Origin of the sequence: Acidiplasma aeolicum, assembly GCF_001402945.1 — an archaeon.
GTDB classification, from domain to species: domain Archaea; phylum Thermoplasmatota; class Thermoplasmata; order Thermoplasmatales; family Thermoplasmataceae; genus Acidiplasma; species Acidiplasma aeolicum.
In genome coordinates this window covers 1-3673 of the sequence record NZ_LKBG01000046.1, presented here as the reverse complement: position 1 = coordinate 3673, position 3673 = coordinate 1, and the positions used below count along the sequence as shown (strand labels likewise).

The window sequence follows — 3673 nt, the reverse complement described above, 5'->3', positions numbered from 1 at the left end:
TTTCCATATATAAATATATTTATAACAATTCCTTTTATAATTATTATGAAAGCATTTGTTATGAAAAAAATAGATGAAACCGGCTTTATGGATAAGCCAGTACCTGAATGCGGGCCCTATGATGCCATTATAAAAACAACCCATGCATTAATATGCACATCGGATACACATACACTCCATGGTGCCATAGGTGAGAGGCATAATCTAACTATGGGGCATGAGGCGGTTGGAACGGTTTACAAAATAGGTGACCATGTTAAATCATTTAGACCTGGTGACAGGGTTATAGTTGGTGCCATAACACCCGACTGGGGCTCCCTTGCAGCCCAGATGGGGCATCCATCACAGTCAAATTCTCCACTTGGTGGATGGAAATACGCAAACACCAAGGATGGGAGCCTTGCTGAATACTTCCATGTTAATGATGCTGATGCCAACATGGCAAAAATCCCGGATAATGTAAAAGATGAGGCTGCAGTATATGCTGCTGATATGATGTCCACCGGTTTTATGGGTGCAGAGAATGCACACATACCACTCGGGGGTGATGTTGCAATATTTGGAGGGGGGCCGGTTGGATTAATGGCCGTGGCAGGCTCCAGAATGCTTGGTGCTGGCAGTATAATACTTGTGGAAACAGTGCCGGCAAGAATGGAACTGGGAAAATACTATGGTGCAGATAAAATAGTGGATTTTAAAAAGGAGGATGCTGTAAGATCCATAATGGGAATTACGGGCAACAATGGTGTGGATTCCAGCATTGAGGCTTTAGGTTCTCCGGTTACATTCGCAAATGCAATTAATGTAACAAAACCCGGGGGAACAATATCAAACATAGGTTATCATTCCCATGGTGATTCCGTGCCCATACCGAGGGATGGATGGGGCTATGGCATGGCTGAAAAAACAATAACAACAGGATTATGCACTGGTGGGAGATTAAGAATGGAGAGGCTCATGAAAATTCTCGAAAATAAAAGGATTGACCCAACAAAATTAACAACACACAGATTTAAATTTGATGATGCTGATCGGGCCTTTGAAATGATGGACAAAAAAACAGACAATGTGATTAAGCCCCTAATTACATTTTAATTTTATTATAAACTATTAAATAAGAATAAATCATTAAGTTATAAAGATGTTCACGGTTACAATAACCCTTGAAAGAACAAAATATGAGAATTACATAAAATCTGTGGAACCAGAACTGGAGTACAGCTTTGGAAGGTCTGAAATAAATTTAAATTCGGACGCATCCAGCTTTTACATTACAATAAAATCACCTGATGTTTCTTCCATGCGTGCCAGCCTTTCCTCAATTTCAAGGGTTTTAAATGTTGCCAAAAAGGTAATGGAGGTAGAAAAATGGTAGAACCAAATATAAATGCGTATTTGCAGAATCAGTTAAAGCAGGCACAGGATATACAGGCCCAGATAGAGCAGATAGCAAACCAGAGGTATCAGCTGGACATTAAGGTTAAGGAAATAGACAGAACATTAAAGGAGCTTTCCAGCGTAAAGGACGGCACACCCATTTATAAAAACGTTGGGCCGGTACTATATAAAATAGATGATAAGAACAAGCTTGTATCGGACCTAGAGGAACAAAAGGAGTTAAGCCAGATGAGGCTTAAAACACTTGAAAACCAGCAAAAAAGCCTTGAAGAGAAATATAAGGAGCTGGAGGAAACTATACAGAAGAGGTACGAGGAGGCAAGCAATAAAAAGCAGAATTAAAGTGTTTCCAGAATTTTTTTCCTTATAATTGATGAACTGTTATTTATGCCATCATATTTTGATGTCCTTTTAACGGTTACATTTAATCCCAGTTTTTTGCATTCATTAACTATATAATTCTCATCAAAATTCTGGTCATAACCAAGTGTAATTATATCAGGCTTTAATTCCTCAACCGTTTTGAAAATATTGTCACTGCTGTGGCCAACAACAGCATAATCAACGGGCTTTAATGCCCTTATTAATTCAAGCCTTTCATTTTCATTGAATATAAGCCTCTTGCCATGCTTTGCTGCGGTATAATCTGAGGCAACAACAACCATTAAATAATCACCAAAGGATTTTGATTCCTGAAGGTAATGCAAATGTCCAAGATGCACTATATCAAATACCCCGGTAGCCATTACCCTTATCATTTTAACAGTAAAATGCATGAATAATTATAAAGTTTGGCATTAAAATTTTATAATTATTTTTAAATGTTTTACAGCATAATTTATTAAATTATATGTTTATAATTCAGTTAAATATTCAAATAACTTTAAGTTTATATACGGATTTACAATTAATTGTTATGGAAGGCCTGGTTGGAGATGTGTATGCTGCACTCAAAAATTACATAGATTCTTTAAAGGATAAATCGTGTGCCATTGCGTTTTCAGGCGGGCTTGACTCATCGCTCCTTCTGGCAATATCAAATTATAAGTTTATTCCATATACTTTAGGGTTTAGAACATCAAGGGATATAGAAAATGCCCAGAAATCAGAACTATTATTAAATATTAATGTTAAAAAAATTTATCTTGATGATTTAAACATTGATGGATATATTGATGAGCTGTTAAAAATAGATAAAAACATAAGTAAAATGGAAATGGGCTATGAGCTCGTGCTGTTCATTTTAATGGATTTTATTTCAGAAAAATATGTTGTAACAGGCCAGGGTGCAGATGAGATATTCTATGGATATCATAAATTTATGGAAAATCCAGGGCTTTCAAATGAAACCTACCTTAACAGATTATTTAATGTGACACTGCCGAGGGAGAAGAAGATGGCAGAGTATTACGATAAGGAATTAATAACACCATATCTAAACCCAGAAATTTTAAAATTACGTTCGAAAATAACAAGGAATGTTAATATAAATGGCGAAAGCAATAAGCTAATATTAAGGGAAATAGCAAAAAATATTGGCATTCCGGATTCAATATTTAACAGGAATAAAAAAGCTGCCCAGTATGGGTCAGGAATAAACAGATATTTAATAAAAAAATTAAAATAATTTTAAAAATATAATCATAAAAAATAAGAAATTAATAAATAGCATTTCACAATATAGTATATAAATTAACGGGATACATAATGACATACATAGGCATAATAGGAGGTAGTGGGCTTTATACACTAATGAAAGAAACTGAAACAATTAATGTTGACACACCCTACGGGAAAACATCCGATAGTATAGAAATCGGCAAGATTAATGGTGTTGATGTGGCATTTATACCAAGACATGGTAAAAAACACACAATTCCACCACATAAGGTTAATTATAAGGCTAATATATGGGCATTAAAACATATTGGTGTTGAGAGAATTGTTGGACTTAATGCTGTAGGCTCCTTAAAGGAAGATTACAGTCCTGGGGATATTGTTGTTCCTGATCAGTTTATTGATTTAACAAGAAGGCGTGATTTAACCTTTTATGATGGCCCAGATGTTTATCATATATCAATGGCAGACCCATTCTGCCCGGATATAAGCAGAAAAATATATGAAACCGGAAAATCGTTAAATTATAATATACACAGTTCCGGAACGTATGTATGCATAGAGGGGCCAAGGTTTTCAACAAGGGCCGAATCCAGATTATTCCATACATTTGGTGATATAATAGGCATGACGCTTGTTCCAGAAATAAATCTTGCGG

6 protein-coding genes are annotated in these 3673 nt (G+C 35.6%); 5 read left to right on the top strand and 1 reads right to left on the bottom strand.

The window, feature by feature from the left end; all coding sequences use genetic code 11:
* Positions 1-45 precede the first annotated feature (45 nt).
* Genes AOG54_RS01710 through AOG54_RS01700 form a run of 3 tightly spaced genes read left to right on the top strand, consistent with a single transcriptional unit; the run spans position 46 to position 1740 of the window.
* The gene (locus AOG54_RS01710) at positions 46-1095 is read left to right on the top strand and encodes an NAD(P)-dependent alcohol dehydrogenase (RefSeq protein ID WP_054963953.1); all 1050 of its coding nucleotides are present in this window, start codon (positions 46-48) and stop codon (positions 1093-1095) included.
* A 46-nt stretch (positions 1096-1141) separates the two neighbouring features.
* Positions 1142-1375, top strand: a complete 234-nt coding sequence (locus tag AOG54_RS01705; protein ID WP_048102234.1) for a KEOPS complex subunit Pcc1 — start codon at positions 1142-1144, stop codon at positions 1373-1375.
* Entirely contained in the window at positions 1369-1740 is a 372-nt protein-coding gene (locus AOG54_RS01700; protein WP_055032327.1) for a prefoldin subunit beta, read from the top strand. The genes AOG54_RS01705 and AOG54_RS01700 overlap by 7 nt, the downstream gene beginning before the upstream one ends.
* Here AOG54_RS01700 and AOG54_RS01695 read toward each other — a convergent pair.
* Complete coding sequence (locus AOG54_RS01695) at positions 1737-2156, bottom strand: adenylyltransferase/cytidyltransferase family protein (protein ID WP_048102270.1); 420 nt, start codon at positions 2154-2156, stop codon at positions 1737-1739. The genes AOG54_RS01700 and AOG54_RS01695 overlap by 4 nt on opposite strands.
* A gap of 158 nt (positions 2157-2314) precedes the next feature.
* Here AOG54_RS01695 and AOG54_RS01690 point away from each other — a divergent pair, with 158 nt between their 5' ends.
* Both AOG54_RS01690 and AOG54_RS01685 read left to right on the top strand, forming a co-directional pair.
* On the top strand, positions 2315-3025 hold the full coding sequence (locus AOG54_RS01690; protein ID WP_055032326.1) for an asparagine synthase C-terminal domain-containing protein: 711 nt from the start codon (positions 2315-2317) through the stop codon (positions 3023-3025).
* A gap of 80 nt (positions 3026-3105) precedes the next feature.
* Positions 3106-3673: phosphorylase family protein (locus AOG54_RS01685; RefSeq protein WP_055032325.1), on the top strand; the 568-nt coding region annotated here is incomplete at its 3' end.